This is a genomic window from Methylobacterium sp. Leaf118 (genome assembly GCF_920984675.1).
In the GTDB taxonomy this organism is placed as follows: domain Bacteria; phylum Pseudomonadota; class Alphaproteobacteria; order Rhizobiales; family Beijerinckiaceae; genus Methylobacterium.
Map to the genome: position 1 here is coordinate 8,303 of NZ_CAKLBV010000102.1, position 621 is coordinate 8,923.

At 77.5% G+C, this 621-nt stretch carries 1 protein-coding gene; it reads right to left on the bottom strand.

Annotated elements, in window-relative coordinates:
* Positions 1-116: 116 nt before the first annotated feature.
* The coding region (locus LW587_RS23180) for an ABC transporter permease subunit (protein WP_232631942.1) at positions 117-621 on the bottom strand (505 nt) is incomplete at its 5' end.

A 621-nucleotide genomic window follows, 5' to 3' on the forward strand; every position in this document is an offset into this window, starting at 1 on the left:
CACGGCAAGCGGGCGCTGTCCGGGCCCGCTCGTCACGAGGGCGATCGCGGCCGGATGGCTCGCTGCGGCCAAGGCGAGGCCGACGAGCAGGGGGGCGAGGGCCGGGGACAACCGCCTCATGCCGGCCAGCGACGGCGCGCCGCCGCCTCCAGCCCGCTGAGGGCGCGCTCGGCCGTGAGGGAGAGGGCGATCACCGGCCCCGCGCCGAGAAGGATCAGGTCGGGCGCGAACTGGGCCATTCCGTCGAAGACGATCCGCCCGAGCCCGCCCGCCCCGACCAGCGCTCCGAGGGTGGCGAGCCCGATCGCCTGCACGGCCGCGACCCGCAGGCCGCCGATCAGCAGAGGCGCACCAAGCGGTAGGCGCACACCCATCAGGATCTGACGCGGGGCGAGGCCGAGCGCCCGCGCCGCGTCGAGCGCCGCCGGATCGGGGGCCCGCAGCGCCCCCTGCAGGCCGCGCCAGAGCGGCAGAAGCAGATAGGCCGCGATGCCGACGAGCCCCGGCCCGGCTCCGAGAGCGGAGAGCCCGAGATCGCGCAGGACCGGCGCGGCGGCGAGCAGAGCCGAGGCCGCCGCGACGAGGCCGCCGAACAGGGCGACCGCCGGGATCACCTGCACG